Here is a 19,468-nt window from a genome sequence, read left to right as displayed (position 1 = left end):
TCAGAGGTTAATGTGCCAAACTTTTGTTCTTTTAATACCCCGGACTCATTGATTATACAAGCAAAGACACTATCTTTGTGTACATCAAGACCACAATATTGATTCATAAGAATTGGGTTAAAATTTTTTTATCGAAGATACATATTGTTGGTCTTGTTTGAATAAAATAAGCTATTCTTTTATCAGACTCGCTTATAAATAGCATATTTTTATCTAAGTTTGACTTGATTATAACAGCTTTAAAAATACAACAATAGTAAAAAACATGTTGTGACCGACTTTCAAATTTGTATCTTTGACTTGATTATAACAGCCCTAAATTCACATTCAGTGGCACGCTGGAGTTGTGACCGACTTTCAAATTTGTATCTTTGACTTGATTATAACAGCCCTAAATTCACATTCAGTGGCACGCTGGAGTTGTGACCGACTTTCAAATTTGTATCTTTGACTTGATTATAACAGCTTGTTTGCGCGGTTGGAACTCCTACTATTGTTGTGACCGACTTTCAAATTTGTATCTTTGACTTGATTATAACAGCTTATCTACAATTTTGACATTTCGCTGGTATGTTGTGACCGACTTTCAAATTTGTATCTTTGACTTGATTATAACAGCACTTAGTAGAAAAACAAGATAAGCTGACGGGTTGTGACCGACTTTCAAATTTGTATCTTTGACTTGATTATAACAGCCTGAAAAAAGCAGCTATGAGGTCATTGTTGTTGTGACCGACTTTCAAATTTGTATCTTTGACTTGATTATAACAGCGACAATCTTATGCTATCCCTACGCTTGGTGTTGTGACCGACTTTCAAATTTGTATCTTTGACTTGATTATAACAGCGGTATCAGAAAATATGTTTATTCTATTCCGTTGTGACCGACTTTCAAATTTGTATCTTTGACTTGATTATAACAGCTTTTTACCACATCAGTATCCGGAGCTGCCGGTTGTGACCGACTTTCAAATTTGTATCTTTGACTTGATTATAACAGCGTATTCGTTTTAATCATGCAAGAGTTTATCGTTGTGACCGACTTTCAAATTTGTATCTTTGACTTGATTATAACAGCTGATATTGAAAGCGGAATAGGTATCATGCTGTTGTGACCGACTTTCAAATTTGTATCTTTGACTTGATTATAACAGCACCGAATATTTACACCTATTTTTATTTAAAGTTGTGACCGACTTTCAAATTTGTATCTTTGACTTGATTATAACAGCCTTTCGCAAGCTAACGAAATCACGTTCCTCGTTGTGACCGACTTTCAAATTTGTATCTTTGACTTGATTATAACAGCCTCGTTATTTTCTTCCTCTTGCTTGCTTAGTTGTGACCGACTTTCAAATTTGTATCTTTGACTTGATTATAACAGCTCCATGCTATCTCCTCGTGCCATTATGGTGTTGTGACCGACTTTCAAATTTGTATCTTTGACTTGATTATAACAGCTTTCAAGCACGGTATTAGCATAAGCCATCAGTTGTGACCGACTTTCAAATTTGTATCTTTGACTTGATTATAACAGCCCGTGTACATTTCCCCTGTAAACCCTACAAGTTGTGACCGACTTTCAAATTTGTATCTTTGACTTGATTATAACAGCCGATGAGGAAGACGCACACAGACTGACTCTGTTGTGACCGACTTTCAAATTTGTATCTTTGACTTGATTATAACAGCTTGTCTTTGTCCCAACAGATCCAGCAGCTTGTTGTGACCGACTTTCAAATTTGTATCTTTGACTTGATTATAACAGCCAAATAAAATATGAATAAAAGAGAAGACAGTTGTGACCGACTTTCAAATTTGTATCTTTGACTTGATTATAACAGCGCTACTTACTTTTCACACAAACCTCGGTTTGTTGTGACCGACTTTCAAATTTGTATCTTTGACTTGATTATAACAGCTGACTTGGCTATAGACTATGATGAGATAGAGTTGTGACCGACTTTCAAATTTGTATCTTTGACTTGATTATAACAGCAAAATGTTTTTGAAAGAGAAGTAAAAGATTGTTGTGACCGACTTTCAAATTTGTATCTTTGACTTGATTATAACAGCTGTTTGAAACATTGATAAACGCCCAGTTCGTTGTGACCGACTTTCAAATTTGTATCTTTGACTTGATTATAACAGCTTTCGATTGTTCTTATTCTATCTCTATCCTGTTGTGACCGACTTTCAAATTTGTATCTTTGACTTGATTATAACAGCCCACTTCCGGTCAGATACTAAGAACCTTAGGTTGTGACCGACTTTCAAATTTGTATCTTTGACTTGATTATAACAGCGAGTACCCATGAATAGCCATTGTTAAGCCTGTTGTGACCGACTTTCAAATTTGTATCTTTGACTTGATTATAACAGCGTGCAGCCTGTATAACATCCGTATCATACTGTTGTGACCGACTTTCAAATTTGTATCTTTGACTTGATTATAACAGCAGCAAAACTTTTTCCCAAAAGACAAATCAGTTGTGACCGACTTTCAAATTTGTATCTTTGACTTGATTATAACAGCCAATAGGAAACAACATGAACGTAAAGATTGTTGTGACCGACTTTCAAATTTGTATCTTTGACTTGATTATAACAGCTCTTGATTTTCCTTTTAATTCTACTATGTGTTGTGACCGACTTTCAAATTTGTATCTTTGACTTGATTATAACAGCAAGTCTTTCCTTGTTAAGCACAAGGTTCGTGTTGTGACCGACTTTCAAATTTGTATCTTTGACTTGATTATAACAGCGTATTAAATTCTTGGCGAGCAACAGAAGCGTTGTGACCGACTTTCAAATTTGTATCTTTGACTTGATTATAACAGCTAAATTTTTCTACAAAAACGGTATCTCCATGTTGTGACCGACTTTCAAATTTGTATCTTTGACTTGATTATAACAGCATACCAAAACACATCACGTTTATACTCTAGTTGTGACCGACTTTCAAATTTGTATCTTTGACTTGATTATAACAGCACAACCTACATAAGTAAGAGATTGTCAGTTTGTTATATCGAATATTAGAATTAAAAAAACAGCTGTTATTTAACAAAAAATCCGCTCTGATAGCGGATTTTTTGTGTTTTAAAATAGTTCTAACTGCTGATAGGGAGTTGCTACAGTTTCTTCTTTTTTTCCATGGAATAACTCTATCCTGCCAAATTGTTTATCAGTTATACATAATATCCCTACACTACCTTTTTTGGGCAATAGTTTTTTAACCCGAAGGATATGTACGTCAGCATTTTCCTGACTGGGACAGTGACGGAGATAGATTGAGAACTGAAACCTAGTAAATCCATCATCCTGTAGCTTTTTTCTGAAGTCCGCAGATATTTTACGCTCTTGCTTGGTTTCTGTCGGAAGGTCAAAAAATACGAGTACCCACATAATTCTGTATTGACTAAAACGTTCCATAAATCCGGATTTATTCAAACGAAGGATATGCTATCCTTCGGGTTTCGCCTAAGTAGCATCGTGCCAGCGAAGCAGTTGTTTGCGAGGCTGCTATCATTAGCGGGCTACGTTGGTTGTTGATTATAACATCTAATACTGGAATACCGAGTAGCTTTATTTTCATGTCTTTTGAAATTTCCTGAAAGTCTTCGCCGTTTTCGGTAATTTCAACTACCAGTTTATCAACAAACGGACGGTAAGGCTCCATAATATCATCGGCCAGACAATAAGCATTATAACGGTTGTGGTGGTGTATGCCAAGCGTAGGGAGCAACCCGCTGGCAACCAACGAACGGGCAATAACGGCACGAAGAACAGCATAGCCGTAATTCAGCAGATTGTTAGGGGCAACGCCTTCGCGTCCCCGGCGGAATCCTTCGATATGGGGGAACATATTGGCCCAATAATAGGCTGCCGCACGTCCTTCTAAATTGTCGCTATCGCCACTTTTCACATCTTTGACCCATGCAAGCATATTTTTTACTGTTTCATTCCGGCATGTTTTCAGCACATACGCCTGATTGGTTATTTTAGCCTGTACTGTTTGTTGCCACAACTGCTTTTTCAACGGCACTGATGCTCCTATTTGTGCCTGAAAACGTTCGCTCTGTGTAGTGTTGCTTTCCAATGGCAAGTGCATGCCAATAGGCATACGGTTGCTTCCACAGGTTATTACAGCGCAGTTATTGCCAAGTAAAGCCTCAAGCAAACCATGTGTGATGGTTATTTGCTTATTATCCAAAATTATGACGCCAATATCTTCTACCGGTATAGTCTTAACAGCTTCTTGCTTGAATGATTCGGGCAAAGTGTCATTTTTAGCAACTTCGGGTAGTTTTATTACCAATTGCTTATTTTTCATGCTTAAATAAGCCGGATTTTCAAAATAAAGTGTTTTCTTAATCATGGTATTATTCTTGTATTTTGAAAGTTAATGACCTATGAAAAAAATCAAAATAATTTCTTAATATTCTCCTACCCAAACGATTTGTCCAATATGATTAACCCTGACTTTTACTATTTTATCAAAAATGGATAAAGCACTAATTCTTTTATAAGCAATTTCTTTAAGCAGGTTATTATCTTTCACTGCTGTTTCCAAATGATGACGAAACATATAGTCTCTGGCTGATGTTTTTGAAAACTTCTGTACTCGATATAGGTTTGGGCTGATGAATTTATAATTTTCAGGATCGAACAAGTCTATTTCTTTTGGATTAAATCCGGTTTCTTCATTTGGGAATACAAAATATTCGTTTTGCTTCATACTGAAAAGAAACTGCCAACCTTCACCCTTTTTATATTCTTTGTCTATAATAGGTTGTTGCAAATTAGCACGTACAGTAGCTTTGAAGAACGATACAACTTCGTCCTGCAGGTTTCCGTTTTCGTCGCGATAAATCGCCACATGGTGGTTGTTGCCTGTATTTACAAAATCTACAGCCTGTGTCTTTCCTTCTTTATCTAAAATAACTTTTCCGTACTTGTCTTTTTTAGTATGCAATGACTCAGCATTGCTTACTCCCGAAATTGTCACACGCTTGAGTTTAATCCCTTTTTCTTCGTTTAACCAAATAGGATTTTCATCCAGATTGGAAAAGGCTTGCTTTGCATCTCCGTTATGTTCAGCTAACCTGTTTTCCAAAATGCGCCGTATTCCTGTGTTAGTTACTTTTTCTATTTTTAAATCAGGCGATATTGCTTTGCGTATTGTATATGTGTTTTCTAATTGTACGGTTTTTACTTTTTCCGGAACAAAAGAACTTTGCGACTCATCCAGATACACAGGGTTTTTAGATAAGCTATTTTTCCCGGTAAATGCTTTTTTAGGATCGCCGCCAAACTCCTGAAGCCGTTTCAAAAGCGCCTCGCGATATTTTTTCTTACATACTTTTTGTATTTGCTCTTTGTCGAAACCTGCTCCCACTTTTTCTTCTTTAGTAACATAACTTTTGCTGCATCCATATATAGTTTCCAGATGTAGCTGTCCACGGGGAGTCAACTGTTTCTTTTTGTTTGTTCCTTGAGCAGTTTTTGTAATGTTTATATTGCTTGTTACCACTTTATTTTTTGCTTTTATCGAGATAAGTGTGTTTTCAAGCTGTTTTTTTGCTTCTGCCCTGAATTCCTTGATAGGCATTGGAGGGTTGAATCTCAGTTTATTTTTTTCGTCGCGATAGAGTTCCTTTTTCTCGATAGCATACACACTCGAATTTTTATCCGAACGGGCATTCTGGTTGTTGAGATACTGAATGTGGTCATGCTTTGTAAAAGCTATGGTAAGAGCATCCATTGCGTGGTGGCGATGGTCGTTCCGCTTACTCCAGTCTTTTATACGCCGTATTTTTTGACCGTCTTTGTTTTCTATTATTTCCGTCAGCCCAAGTTTATTGTATTTTTCCCAGTTCAATTCTTTCATTACATCTACCAGTTGCCAATCCTCGCGTAAGCGGTCGGTAACTTTGCCTGAGGTAGATACTACAACTTTTACCATATCCTCCAATATCATTTTTGCTTTTCGGGCAATGTATTGCGTATCGCGGATGTCGCGTTCGATGAAATCATCGGGGATATCCGACTCTTTCATTTTCAGCTTGTTTAGCTTAGCCTGTTTTATATAGCCTGATTTGAACAGCTTTTCTATCCGGCTGAAGTATTCCTCCAAACCTTTATCCCCGTATTTTTCTAAAACATAATCGCAAGCGGTTTTATTTCCTTTCTCGATGTTGATATCGCGCAATTCCAAAGTTTTGTTGGAGAACGAGTCGTCAAACAGGCGCGACTGAGGAATAATATGCTCTATATCAATTTTTTTGCTAAACAACATGCCGGGGGAGATATACGTATTGGAGTATAATGTATGATACCCATTTTCTTTCAGCTCTTCATACAACTTGTAGCGAATAATGTCGTTACGGCTTATATGGGTTAGTCCGAAATCGTTACGGAGGATGGTTTTAATCTTTTCGTGTTCGGCAGTCGTTTTGTTGATGCTATTGGTCATTTCTTCGCGTTCCCCTGCACTTTTTTTCAGTTCGCGCGCCAACTCTATATGTATTTCATCAAACTCGCCGTAGTTGTCGGCCACACCGTTTACAACATTAATCATTTGGTTCAGTATCTTTTCCACCACCGGATTGCGCAGGCTGTTTTTAGGAAGGATGTCGAGCCGTTTTTTCAATTCCTTGTTTTCTATTTCGTCTTTGGTTAGCGAATTTTTAGAATGGCGGTATCCCGCATATACACAAGCCACATCGTAACCATTCCCCTCTTTCATATGAGGCAGTATTTTCCGCATGGCTTTAGTACTCAGGCTGCCGTAGTCGTCCTGAAAAGTAACGTTGGCAAGTATTGAAGCATGTTCCTTACTGAATCCATACAACTCTGACAATTTGGAAACGAGTTTTTCGCTGCCGCTTACCGAGTCGTCACCTTCAAAAGAATAAAGCAGGTGCCATAATTGATACAACGGTTGTTGTTCTAATTGTTGCCCCCGAAGCGAAGCATCGAATTGTAAAATATGGGTGTTGTAGCCCAACATGCTAAAGACTTCTGAAACTATTTCCATACTTTTTTCTGCAGATAGCTTGGCAAAGTCGTATTCCCCATGCCCACTCATAGCTATTATTTTTTGATAAGCTTCGAATAGTCTGGCTTGTGTGCGGTTACCCTCTATGTGTTTCAAGTTTAGTTCAAAATTTTTCGGATTTTTGAACAATAACTTTAACGCTTCTTCTTTTGATAATCTTTCTTTTACAGACAATTCGGCAAAAAGCGCTTCTTTAGCTTCAAGCGTGAGGGATTTTATTTCGTTTTCTTTTTTGTCAGTTACTTGTATATTGTTGAGTACTTGCCATATTTTAAACTCTTGAAACAAGGGAGATGACTTGGGACACACACGCGAACCAACTGTTTTTTTCTTCTTTCTCCCTTCTATTTCTATCTCAATTTCTCTGCTTTCAAATTCACAAAAGCTAATTAATCCCTTTTGGCTTTTAAGGCGGCGTTGGTAGAAAATAATTACGTCGCGGATTTCTCTTTTCAGTTCGGGAGTCAGGTTTTTATGATATTTAGCTTGGGTTTCCCAAATGGTATTGAATTCGTCTAAATAATCCTGCCTGTAAAACACTTGGTTTTTCAGGCTTGTATTAGGGTCGTTGTCCAAAAGGGACATCAGGTATTGCCCCACAGTCTGATGATTGAAATATAGCTCTTTGCTCCGGTCGCTTATAGCACCTAAGTAGCCGCTCGAATTGCTTATAGCACCGTTTACATCGCTGATTACAAAAGCCATTTCTTCTTTTGTAAGTTGCTTGGTTAGCGCATCGGCTCTCCATTGGTAGGCTTGTATTCTTTTGTCAGCACCTTTGTTGTCGGCGGTGTAAATGCCGTATTTGTTTAAAAATATCTTGCTGGTATTTTGCTTGCCTTTGTTATTTATCTGGTTTTTAAATTCTCCGGTAAGAACTTCGGGATAAAACTGTTGCTGAAAATACCAGATACGGTCGAGTTCTGCTTGTAAGTCCGAACGGTAAAAATCAGGTATATGTTTTTTGCCCTCTTTCAGCAATTGAAGAACAAACTGTCCGGGGGTCAAATTCTCATCATACAGTTTCTTTGCTATTTCCATGCCGTCTATTAATTCTCCCTCGTCGGCCGATTTAGCTTTGCGGCAGCTCTTATATCCACGCTTTTTATTAATCATAAGCAGCACCCTTGCCAACTCTTCGAGGGATATTTGCTCAGTTGCGGCTTTGGCACGCAGGCGGTATGTCTCGAAGGTTGTGCAATTACCATCTTCGGACAGGATGTTTTTTTCTGTAATGAAACCATTCTCTTTAAGTATCTCTATCAGGTTGTCTCTGCGAAGTTTGTAGCGTTGCAAGTTGCGGCGCATGCCGCGTTTCAGCGTGCGGTCGGCATTAGTTGTAATCTTTTTCCCTTTTTCAAAGTTGCTCAATTCATCAGTTGTCAGAGGGTTTACGCGTACTCCGAGCTTTATAATCGACGATTTTTCTCCATCGCCGGTAGCTTCGTTTACCAATGCCCAGCCTATGCTGGTTGTGCCGAGGTCAAGTCCTAATATTCTTTTCATAGTGTTGTATTAATGTATGTATGAGTTGTTTTTAATTGTTTATTAAAAATAAGATGCATGTAGAGTGGGCATAAAGTTAAATATATAATATTAATTAACAAACTGTTGTTAATTAAAAAATATTATATATCTTTGCTTTTACAAATTTGAAGTTAGTCACAATAAGGATTATTCCGTTGTGAAAACATTTAAGGCGGCACGTAAGTGTCGCTTTCTTTTTTGATATAAACGGTTAAAAAGCGTACCTTTGTGGTATGAAAATTTACTGGCAGCTATTCACCATTTTCTTTAAGATTGGAGCCTTTACTCTGGGGGGAGGCTATTCCATGATACCGCTTATCGAGAGGGAAATAGTGACTAACAGAAAATGGATGGAACCAAGAGATTTTATTGATATGCTCGCATTGGCTCAGGCTGCACCGGGGGTCATTGCCATCAATACTGCCATCTTTGTTGGTTACAAAATAAAAGGTGTAAAAGGCAGCCTTGTTACATCGCTGGGTGCAGCACTACCCTCGTTCATCATCATATTATTAATTGCCGTTGTTTTCACCGATATAAAAGATAATGAAATGGTCAACCGTATTTTCAAGGGAATACGTCCGGCTATTGTTGCACTGATTGCCGCTCCGGTATGGAATATGGCAAAGTCGGCGGGTGTGACATGGAAAACCGCGTTTATCCCCGTGGTGGCGGCTTTGCTTATTTGGTGGCTTGGCGTGTCGCCTGTTATTGTAATACTTGGCGCTATAGTGGGCGGTATAGGATATGGTATTTGGAATGCGAAAAGAAAACAAAAAGTAGATTGAAGTCAGACACAGTCAGATGGAGTTATATTTACAATTATTCATATCATTTTTCAAGATAGGCTTGTTCGGCTTTGGAGGCGGATATGCTATCCTGTCGCTCATCCAGCATGAGATATTGTCGCACGACTGGATAACGCAAGCCGAGTTGACCGATATAATCGCCATTTCGCAAATGACTCCCGGTCCTATCGGCATCAATAGCGCTACCTATGTGGGCTATGTCGCTACCGGAAGCGTATGGGGTGCGGTGGTAGCCACTATTGCTATTGTACTGCCTTCGTTTGCCATAATGCTTACGCTAAGTAAGTTTATGCTGGCGGTAAGGGACAATAAGTACATGGAATATGCCCTCTCGGCATTGCGCCCTACGGTAGTGGGTCTGATTGCTGCTGCGGCTCTCTTGCTGGTGAATAAGGAGAATTTTATCGATTATAAGAGCGTTATCCTGTTTGTAGCTGCTTTTATACTTTCGTTCAAATTTAAGCTACATCCTATATTGTTGATTATTTTGGCAGGGGTAGCGGGTTTGCTGCTATATTGAGTCTTAAAAAAAAGTATCAGATGGAATATTTCCCGATAGTAAATGAAGAAGGCGAAGTTACAGGTCGGGCTTCGCGCAAAGAGTGCCATTCGGGTACGTTTTGGCTTCATCCTGTAGTGCATTTGCATGTATTAAACTCTCAGGGAGAATTATATTTGCAAAAGCGGTCGATGAATAAGGATATCCAGCCCGGCAAGTGGGACACTGCGGTAGGCGGTCATGTAGATTATGGCGAGAGTATTGAAGAAGCCTTACGTCGCGAAGCGCATGAGGAGCTGAGTATCAAAGTTTTTACTCCGATGCTGATGTTGAAATACAAATATACTTCGGAACTGGAATCGGAATTGGTACATAGCTTTTATACTGTGTTTGATGGTGAGCCTGTTCCTGACGGGAAAGAAATCTCCGAAGGACGTTTTTGGGCTATTCCCGAAATTTTTTATAATCTTGGCAAAGGAATATTTACCCCTAATTTCGAAATGGAATTTCAGCGTATTATAAATGAAAAATTGTTGCCTGTGTAATTTCTACTCACATAAGAACACCTACGAAAGCAAAATAGAAACACATAGAAGATACTTCTAACCTATGTGAAATAAAAACAAAAACTGATTATAAAAAATGATAAGCTACCTTCAAGTTGAGAATCTGACTAAATCCTTTGGCGATAATCTTTTATTCGAGCATATCTCGTTCGGGATTGCCGACAACCAGCGTGTTGCCTTGGTTGCCAAAAACGGTACGGGTAAAACCACGCTGCTGAATATTATAGCGGGCAAGGAAGATTACGACGAAGGTACAATCTCATTCCGGCGCGATTTGCGTGTAGGGTATCTTGAACAATCCCCCGATTTTCCCAAGGAATTAACGGTTTTAGATGCCTGTCTGCAATCGGATAACGAGGTAATGCGCACTATTGCCGAGTACGAACATTGTATGCTTACTGCCGACCAGAAAGGTCTGGACGAGGTGTTGGCTAAAATGGATATGTACAAGGCGTGGGACTACGAGACACGCATTAAGCAGATATTGGGGAAGTTGAAAATTACTAATTTTGAACAGCGTATAGGCGAATTGTCGGGAGGTCAGCTAAAACGTGTTGCACTGGCAAATGTGCTGATAAGCGAGCCCGATTTGCTTATTCTGGACGAGCCTACCAACCACCTCGATTTGGAGATGGTGGAGTGGTTGGAGGATTTTCTCAAGCGTTCGTCTATGGCATTGCTGATGGTTACGCACGACCGTTATTTTCTCGACCGTGTGTGTAACGTTATTATGGAAATAGACCATCAGGCTTTGTTCCAGTATACGGGCAACTATAGTTATTATCTTGAGAAGCGGCAGGAGCGCATGGATGCCTTCAATGCCGAGAGCGACAGGATGAACAACCTTTACCGTAAGGAACTGGATTGGATGCGCCGCCAGCCTCAGGCGCGTGCTACTAAAGCCAAATCGCGTATCGACCGTTTTTACGAGATAGAAGAGCGCGCCAAGGAAAGGCGGAATAATGATGCGGTAAGGCTTGATGTAAAGGCGAGCTATTTGGGCTCTAAGATATTTGAAGCCAAATATGTATCCAAGTCGTATGGCGATTTGAAGATACTGGATAATTTTTACTACAACTTTGCCCGTTACGAGAAGATGGGTATTATCGGCAAAAACGGCACAGGCAAGTCTACTTTCCTTAAAATGCTGCTTGGCGAGGTGAAACCCGATAGCGGTTCGTTCGATATTGGCGAAACGGTGGTTTTCGGGTATTACAGTCAGGATGGGCTTGCTTTCGACGAGCAGATGAAAGTGATTGACGTTGTGCGCGATATTGCCGAAGAAGTGGATTTGGGAAGCGGTAAGCGGATGTCGGCATCGCAGTTTCTGTTGCATTTCCTTTTTACACCCGAAACGCAGTATAACTATGTATATAAACTGAGCGGGGGCGAGAAGCGGCGTTTACACCTTTGCACGGTCTTGATGCGTAATCCTAATTTCCTTGTATTGGATGAGCCTACCAACGACCTTGATATTGCTACATTGAACATATTGGAAGAATACCTCCAGTCGTTCAAAGGGTGTGTTATTGTAGTAAGCCACGACCGTTATTTTATGGATAAGGTAGTCGACCATTTATTGGTTTTCAGAGGCAATGCCGAACTAAAGGACTTCCCCGGAAACTATACCGACTATCGCGAGTGGAGCGAATTGCAAGAGGAACAAGAGCGTGAAGAGAAGAAAAATCTTCAACCAAAAACATCTGTAACGCAGAGCCAACCGGCCCATAAAGCAGATAAACCCCGCAAAATGAGTTTCAAAGAAAAGCAGGAATTTGAAGCTCTTGAAAAAGAAATTCCCCAACTGGAAGCCGAAAAAGCTGAAATAGAAAAACAACTGTCTTCGGGCGTGTTGGATAACGAATCTATCATTTCAGCTTCTCAAAGGTTTGCAGAGCTGGCCGATTTGATTGATGAAAAAACGATGCGCTGGTTAGAATTAAGCGAGATTTAAGAGTCTAATTATTCTTGTGTACTGTCTCATTGGATTTCTTTGGCGAGTTCTTGCGCCCTTGCTGTTATAATCAACAACCAACGCAGCCCGCTAATGATAGCCACCTCGCAAACAACCGCTTCGCTGGCACGATGTTATATTAGGCGAACCCCGAAGGATAGAACTATTTCGGCCTATTTACTGAATAGCCCACCCTACATCATTGGGGGTCTACCACCCTCTCGCATGCCACCCGGACTGAAACGCCCATCGGGTCTTTGCGGTTCCGAACTGTTACTACCTTTTCCTGCGCCCGGAAACTTATTAATTTTATAACTGAAACTTACCAGAAAATAAGAAGTGAGCGTGTTATAACTACTGTTCTGAATATAGTTGTCGCCTACTGTCTGACGAATGTTCAGGCGTTGGCGCAGGATATCGAAACAACGGACTGAAATATTACCTTTGTTTTTGAACAAGGATTTATCAATCGAGGCATTCCATATCAATTCGTTGCGGTCGAAACCACTGCTATACCCCTGACGCGTTGTATAATTTATATCGCTGCTTATATTAATGTTGTAGGGCAAGTGCAAAACCACATTTCCGCTCCCTGTCCAGTCCCATGTTTCCGATTCGTTCGGATTCAGGTTGTTTATCGTTCGCCTGTAGCTAACGCTGCCACGTGCACCCACCTCCACAATGTCGTGGGTAAATGTAAGCGACAGGTTTTCACTTGCATTATATACTTGAGTCGAACTTGGGTCGCCCATAGGCAATTTTTCCACATCGGTATTTATAGCTTCCAAACCTTTTTTAGAGTAGCCATAACGTTGGTTAAACCCAAAGTCTGTTCTTGTATTGAAATGCAGGCGTTTTTGAATTATAGGGGTATTATACATTACATTCGCACTGGCACTGAGAGGAGCTTTCTCCGAATTTACAGTCTGATTGTACCGCTTCCCCGAATTATCATAAATAGTGTTAGACACTAAAGCATCTTTGGTAGCATTAAAATTAAGCGAGGCATTGAAGGACGAAAAGCGTTGGTCGTTGAAAGTACTATAAAAAAGACGGAAACGATGCGAAAAAGAAGGATTCAGCGTTGGGTTTCCCACCGTTTCGCTCATAATATCCGAATTATTCTTTACCGGCTGCATCTGGTTCACGCTTGGCTGGCTGGTGCTTCCCCTATAATCAATACGGATAAATTCCTTTTTACCAAAATTGTACTGAAAACGTCCGGTAGGCGAAAAATTGAACACCTCGTTATCCACATTACGCGTTTTGCCGTCTCCGTAGGTAGTATAGCTATATGTTTGCGAAGGTTCTCCCTTCATCCCCAGCATCAGGTTATAGTTTTTCTCTGTATAGCGGTAGTTTAGCTCCACCGTTTCACGGAAAAACAGGTTACGAAAATCATTACTATACTCCTCATTGAAATCGGTATATTCCCGCTGAAAGTTTGTATAATTATCCAGATTATCGTAATACCTCAAGTCCTCGTTATCATACTGATTCTTTTTGCTTGTACTGCCGGTAGTCTGAAACGTTGCCGAAATTTCAAGCAGATTCTTTACATTCCAAAGAGGCTCTACGTACGACACACGCGCATTCAGGTTATAACGGTTCGACTGATTGAGCGTATTTTGGTCGATATGGTTAATAGAATCCAGCTTTTTTATTTCCCTGTAGGAATAATTAAAACTTTCGTTCTCATCCTGCGACAAGTCTCCACGTATGTTGGCAGTCAGAGTCCTTCCTTTCTTATGGAATTTCCGGTTATAGATTATATTCATCCTTCCGCTGAAACTTGTTCCATTACCGTAATTTATACTATTACCTATGCTGGTAGTATCATCTTCCACCAGATATATAAAATCGCGGTAGCTATCGTTAAAAGAGCGTGTATAACTCACATTGGGTTGAAAAATGAAGGTATTCAGCGTATCGGGCTTCCATTCCAGTTCGAGACGGATATTGGCCGAATAATTCTCATTGTGCGAAATAGTATAGGTAGAATCGGTATAAGTAGAGTCTTTGAGGTAACTCAGTTTGTAATTTTCAGTTATCGCCTCATTGCGCGAGTGATTGAAAGAGCCATTGCCTCCTACCTTAAATTTATCGTTTACAATCGTATTATTATTCACACCAAAATTCTGTGTAGTGGTAACCCCATTGCTCCCTACCCCACGTCCGCGAGAGCTTCGTGACGAGTTTACATTGTTAGCGCCTCCGGTAATGGTAGTTTGCGAGTTACCTTCCATGAAGTTTACTATAGCGTTGCCATCGTAACGCAGCTTGTTCTCGGTATCAAGGCCTATCCCGCCGTTGATATTGCTAAACAAGCCTCTCCGCCTGTTTGGCTTGGTGGTCAGGTTAATAATACGCTCGGTTTCATCATCCTCAAATCCGGTGAGCTTGGCCATGTCCGATTTTTCTTCCAACACCTGAATTTTCTCTATCATCTCTGCCGGAAGATTCTTAGTGGCCATTTCCACATCATCTCCAAAAAACTTTTTCCCATCCACACGTATCTTTTTTATTTCTTCACCATTTACTGTAATCTTGCCTTCGGAGCTAACCTCCACACCGGGTAAACGTTTTATCAAATCTTCGACCACCGCGTTTTCAGCTGTTTTAAATGCCGTTGCATTATATTCCAGCGTATCGCCTCGTACCACCATTTGGGCGGCTGTCCCCTTCACCTCAATTTCAGATAGTAACTGTGCGTTTTCCTTCAGTTGTATATTTTTCAGCACTATGTTTTTATTCTCCATGCTTACATTGGTTTTATACTCGTGGTAACCAATGGAAGTAACCAACAAATAATACCGTCCTGCCTTGATGTTATTAAGAATGAAACTACCTTTTACATCAGTTTGCGCACCATTTACAAAAGACGAATCGGATGAATTGAAAAGCTGGATAGTTACCATCTCAAGCGGCTGTCCATTTTTTTCGTCAAACACCCGCGATTGTATGCTGTGCTGTGCAACGGCAAACAATATACAGACAAACAAAGAACAAATGGTAGTAAAATATCGTTTCATTAGCGCAGGGTTATTGTAATTTTACAAAATTAAATAAAATTGATTTCATTAATAAGACTTCTAAACAATTGAAAGGTTTAATTTAGTATTTTTGCAATAAGCGTATTTTTCTTATATTTATTCCGTGAAGTATTTATTAGAACAATTCTTCAATAAGAAAAGACAGTTCATTTATATTTAATTATATTTTTACCTTTACTGTATGATTGATTTTCAGCAAATAACAAGCTCTTCCGACCCTCTGTTTGACAAGATGTACCACTTGTACACACATGCTTTTCCGGCGGCCGAAAGGAGAAGTTTAGGTGCACTTGAGTCCATTCTGAACTACGAAAAGCGATTTGAAGCCGATGTATTGATGATAGACGGATACTTCGTAGGATTTTTCACCTATTGGAAATTCGAACGTTTCATCTACGTAGAGCATTTTGCGGTAGACCCAAGCCTGCGTGGGCAAAACATAGGTACGGAAGCAATGAATGCGTTCTTGCTGAAAGCCAACCTGCCTGTAGTACTTGAAGTTGAAATGCCCGAAGACCCTCAGTCTATCCGACGTATAAGTTTTTACGAAAGACTCGGATTCAAAGTATTACAACATAGTTACGCACAACCTTATTACGATGGCTCAGGTAATTTACTGCCTATGCTAATAATGAGTAACGACCCACGGTTTGCCGACAGGCATTTCAGTCTGATAAAAAGCACCTTGTATACAGAGGTTTACAAACATTTTCCCGAAGAAAAATAAATAATATATCTGATTCTTACTTTAATTATTAATACCTGAATATCATGGAAAACATAAATCCGGAAAAAATCGAAACCAACGAGATAGGACAAATATCCTTAAAAATTAATTATGTAGGAGAAACGCTCTTGAAATCGGCGGCACAATGGGGACAGTTTATAGCCGTTATAAATTTTATTTCTATTGGCTTTTTGGCTGTCGTATCTATTCTAATGATATTCCTAAGTTCAACATTGCAGGAATATCAGGATTTTGGAGAATATCCCATTGCTATTATTGGAGTAGCATATCTCGTCATGTCAATTATCTATTTCTTTCCAACTTATTTTTTATCCCGTGCCTGTTCCAGAGCAAAAGATGCTATACTGAAACGTGATGAAAACATACTGGCAAAAGCATTCGAATCACTCAAAAACCTGTCCCTGTTCACAGGTGTGATGATTATTTTATCTCTATTATTCATCGTATTTATGATTGTTATTATGGTATTCTTTATCGGCACATTAGCTGCTTTTATGTAACAAATCGTAATTTTCATATAAAAAACAAGGGGTATTTCGATAATATGAAATACCCCTTGTTTTAATTATAACGCTTAGTCATCTATGCGTATAAAATTTCCCTGCATGTCAAATTTTAAGTCTAAATGATTGGATAGTTCCACCTCATAAGTACGTTTTCTTTTTTCAATTTGCTTGATAGAAGCATCTTTGAAATTATTCTTCACATATTGCAGGATGTTCGCAGGTACAATCGAATCGGGAATCGCATTCAGCTTGGTATCAATCTCTTTCCATTCCCCGTCTCTTGTAAACTCTATTTCAGTTCCGCTAACAAAAACCACCTCGTAAGTAGTGTATACAAGCTCCTCATCAATCTTTATATAAGAAATTTGTTCTTTAGAAAAATGCTTCTCCACAAATTCCTTTGCTGCCGTAGGAAGTTTCTCCACATCTTTTGTAAATACATCTTTCGCCTCTGCGCAATTAATGGCAAATAAACTTACCAATAAAAAAAATACCATCTTTTTCATAATTTTCTATTTTTTAAAATTAAACATTCAGTTTTTCATATAAAGTTTAAATTGACTTCTGACTATCAATTATAATAACTTTATTTCGTACAGCAAAGTTCAATTTGAATTTGGGAATAAATTGGGAAAAAAGATTGATATTTAATTATTTGACGAATTTTAACACAAAGACATGTTCTGAATCTTTATAAAAATAAGATAGCCTGATACTATTCAGGTCGGCGATAGATTTAACAATAGCCAATCCTAATCCGGTAGAGTTATTGTGGTTGTCCGGCATGCGGTAAAAACGGGTAAAAACCTTGTTCTCATCCAGCGGTTTGCTGCCCGAGTTCTTTATTATAAATTCATTCTGCTCCATCTCTATATTTATCCTTCCTTCGGAGGGAGTATAAACAAACGCGTTTTTCAGTAAATTTGTGAGCATTATCTGCGCCAGGGTTTCATTCATACTCACAGATAAAGTCGATTTCTTTGAAATATCAATATGAAGCTGTTTGTAAGAATATATTTCCTCAAAATCACGCAGTAACCCATCTGCCATATTACCGACATCAACAACTTTTTTATCCTGAAACTGCTCATTTTCAATTCTTGACAAAAACAACAAAGACTTATTTAGTTTTACAGCCCTGCTCAACGTATTTTGCACTTCTGCCATTTCAGAAAGTTGCCGCTCCGTAACATCTTCATCTTGCGAGAGGAGCTCTATCTTATTCAGGGCAATAGCCAACGGAGTTTGAAGCTCATGCGAAACATTCTCAATAAAATGCCTCTGTTGCTCGTACACCCGCAAACTACGCCGGCTGAAATCTAACGAAGCCTCGTTCAGTCGGGCAAATTCTGTAATATTAGTCTCATTATTCAATTCAGGGACAGGCTTTCCGGGCACTATAGTATCAAGCCACCTGAGTAACCGCCCAAGCGGTTTAAGGCTACGGTTCAAGATAATACGGTTTCCCACTACAAACGACACTAAAAGCAAAAAGAACAGCACTGATAAATATACAATCAGGGTTTCGAGCATGTCGTCACGCTCTACAGTAGACATTTCTATCTCCAGTTCGTAATAACGCTGGTCGGACGCCCTGAATATCGACTTGTAAATACGGGTGGGAATAGTCTCATTCCCTTCGGGAAAATAAATTTCCCTGTCCGAAAAACTTTCTTCATAATCTTCGGCCTCAGCCTCAGTTATCTCACGGATAAAATAACGGTCGAAGACAGCATCTTCCGAATAGTCCAGCATTTGCGGATGCTGCAAAGCCCTTTTTACAAAAACATCGCGATAGCTTCTGAGCATATCGTCAGTCTCGTCCGTAATTTCGTGTGTGATGGCGAAATAAAACAACACCGCCCACAAGCTTATAAGAAACAGCACTAAAATTGTGAGCTTATTATTTATATAATTTATAAGTTTCATTCTGTAATTTGTTCGGGGTCGCAAACAGATAATTTATATCCCAGGCCGTACACAGCTTTGATGGTTACACCGGCTCCGGCATCTTTCAGTTTTTTACGCAAATTCTTCACCTGCGAATAAATAAAATCGAGGCTATCAGACTGGTCGATGTTATCGCCCCAAACCGATTCGGCAAGGGCTGTTTTATACATCAACCGTTCGGGATTGGTTACGAAATAATACAGCAAATCAAATTCCTTACGGTTAAGGATAAGTTCGTTTTCATTGATAAAAACAGTCCGCTTTTCGGGGTCGAGACTTAAATTCTCTATCCGCACGTCTTTATTACCATCAGTCTGATGCCGACGAATAACGGATTTGATACGGGCATTAAGCTCCGACAGATGAAAAGGCTTTGCCAGATAATCATCAGCTCCCATCTCCAAGCCCAGCACCTTATCTTCTATCGAATCTTTTGCCGAAAGGATTAGCACCCTCTCTTTTTTACGCATCTTTTTCAGCTCTTTCAGAATATCAAGCCCGCTACCTCCGGGCAGCATAATATCAAGCAAAATACACTCGTAATCATAAGCATATATTTTCTCCAGAGCCGACTCGTAGTCCGACGCACATTCCACAACGAATTTTTCCTGCTCCAGAAAGTGTTTTAACGTATCCTGAAGTTTTTTTTCATCCTCTACTATCAGTATTTTCATACGGCAAACGGCTTGTTAGTGATAAACTTTCCTTACAAATATAGCGACAATTCTGGAAAAATTCTGACTAGTCCTAAAAAACCGTTACAGGTTTGATTAGACAAAAGTATTAATAATTT

Annotated in this window: 13 protein-coding genes and 1 CRISPR repeat array; of the genes, 6 read left to right on the top strand and 7 right to left on the bottom strand. The window is 39.3% G+C overall.

The annotated features are described in order from the left end of the window. Positions 1-267: 267 nt before the first annotated feature. A CRISPR array of direct repeats spans positions 268-1,309; the repeat unit is 47 nt; unit sequence GTTGTGACCGACTTTCAAATTTGTATCTTTGACTTGATTATAACAGC. Positions 1,310-3,102: 1,793 nt separating this feature from the next. From cas2 to cas9, 3 genes are read right to left on the bottom strand one after another with little or no spacing between them, the layout of a single operon-like run. Beyond that, positions 3,103-3,435 (bottom strand): CRISPR-associated endonuclease Cas2, encoded by a 333-nt coding sequence (gene cas2 / locus D0T49_RS09825; RefSeq protein WP_163630892.1) that lies wholly within the window; start codon positions 3,433-3,435, stop codon positions 3,103-3,105. A 10-nt stretch (positions 3,436-3,445) separates the two neighbouring features. Next, the gene (cas1, locus tag D0T49_RS09820) at positions 3,446-4,381 is read right to left on the bottom strand and encodes a type II CRISPR-associated endonuclease Cas1 (protein WP_163630890.1); all 936 of its coding nucleotides are present in this window, start codon (positions 4,379-4,381) and stop codon (positions 3,446-3,448) included. Between the two features lie 57 nt (positions 4,382-4,438). Further along, the gene (gene cas9 / locus D0T49_RS09815; RefSeq protein ID WP_163630888.1) at positions 4,439-8,569 is read right to left on the bottom strand and encodes a type II CRISPR RNA-guided endonuclease Cas9; all 4,131 of its coding nucleotides are present in this window, start codon (positions 8,567-8,569) and stop codon (positions 4,439-4,441) included. 254 nt (positions 8,570-8,823) lie between these two features. On the opposite strand from cas9, the gene D0T49_RS09810 reads away from it, so the two are divergent. The 4 genes from D0T49_RS09810 (at position 8,824) to D0T49_RS09795 (ending at position 12,418) form a co-directional block, all read left to right on the top strand. Continuing rightward, positions 8,824-9,378 (top strand): chromate transporter, encoded by a 555-nt coding sequence (locus D0T49_RS09810; protein ID WP_163630886.1) that lies wholly within the window; start codon positions 8,824-8,826, stop codon positions 9,376-9,378. 16 nt (positions 9,379-9,394) lie between these two features. Next, positions 9,395-9,919, top strand: a complete 525-nt coding sequence (locus tag D0T49_RS09805) for a chromate transporter (RefSeq protein ID WP_163630884.1) — start codon at positions 9,395-9,397, stop codon at positions 9,917-9,919. Between the two features lie 20 nt (positions 9,920-9,939). Next, complete coding sequence (locus D0T49_RS09800) at positions 9,940-10,443, top strand: MunI family type II restriction endonuclease (RefSeq protein ID WP_163630882.1); 504 nt, start codon at positions 9,940-9,942, stop codon at positions 10,441-10,443. Between the two features lie 97 nt (positions 10,444-10,540). Then, complete coding sequence (locus tag D0T49_RS09795) at positions 10,541-12,418, top strand: ABC-F family ATP-binding cassette domain-containing protein (protein WP_163630880.1); 1,878 nt, start codon at positions 10,541-10,543, stop codon at positions 12,416-12,418. A gap of 194 nt (positions 12,419-12,612) precedes the next feature. Here D0T49_RS09795 and D0T49_RS09790 read toward each other — a convergent pair whose 3' ends face one another. Continuing rightward, positions 12,613-15,450, bottom strand: a complete 2,838-nt coding sequence (locus tag D0T49_RS09790; RefSeq protein ID WP_163630878.1) for a TonB-dependent receptor — start codon at positions 15,448-15,450, stop codon at positions 12,613-12,615. 202 nt (positions 15,451-15,652) lie between these two features. Here D0T49_RS09790 and D0T49_RS09785 point away from each other — a divergent pair, with 202 nt between their 5' ends. Further along, entirely contained in the window at positions 15,653-16,198 is a 546-nt protein-coding gene (locus D0T49_RS09785; RefSeq protein ID WP_163630876.1) for a GNAT family N-acetyltransferase, read from the top strand. A 44-nt stretch (positions 16,199-16,242) separates the two neighbouring features. After that, positions 16,243-16,719 (top strand): hypothetical protein, encoded by a 477-nt coding sequence (locus D0T49_RS09780; RefSeq protein WP_163630874.1) that lies wholly within the window; start codon positions 16,243-16,245, stop codon positions 16,717-16,719. Between the two features lie 74 nt (positions 16,720-16,793). Here the strand turns inward: D0T49_RS09780 and D0T49_RS09775 are convergent, their stop codons facing one another. From D0T49_RS09775 to D0T49_RS09765, 3 genes are all read right to left on the bottom strand, one after another. Continuing rightward, positions 16,794-17,231, bottom strand: coding sequence for a PepSY-like domain-containing protein (locus tag D0T49_RS09775; RefSeq protein WP_163630872.1), 438 nt, complete (start codon positions 17,229-17,231; stop codon positions 16,794-16,796). Positions 17,232-17,376: 145 nt separating this feature from the next. After that, positions 17,377-18,654, bottom strand: a complete 1,278-nt coding sequence (locus tag D0T49_RS09770; RefSeq protein WP_163630870.1) for a HAMP domain-containing sensor histidine kinase — start codon at positions 18,652-18,654, stop codon at positions 17,377-17,379. Further along, on the bottom strand, positions 18,651-19,349 hold the full coding sequence (locus tag D0T49_RS09765; RefSeq protein WP_163630868.1) for a response regulator transcription factor: 699 nt from the start codon (positions 19,347-19,349) through the stop codon (positions 18,651-18,653). The genes D0T49_RS09770 and D0T49_RS09765 overlap by 4 nt, the downstream gene beginning before the upstream one ends. Between the last annotated feature and the right edge of the window lie 119 nt (positions 19,350-19,468).

The organism is Paludibacter sp. 221, assembly GCF_010501035.1.
GTDB lineage: Bacteria > Bacteroidota > Bacteroidia > Bacteroidales > Paludibacteraceae > QVMH01.
The sequence above is the reverse complement of the archived record's forward strand: the minus strand, read 5'-3'. Positions and strand labels throughout refer to the sequence as shown.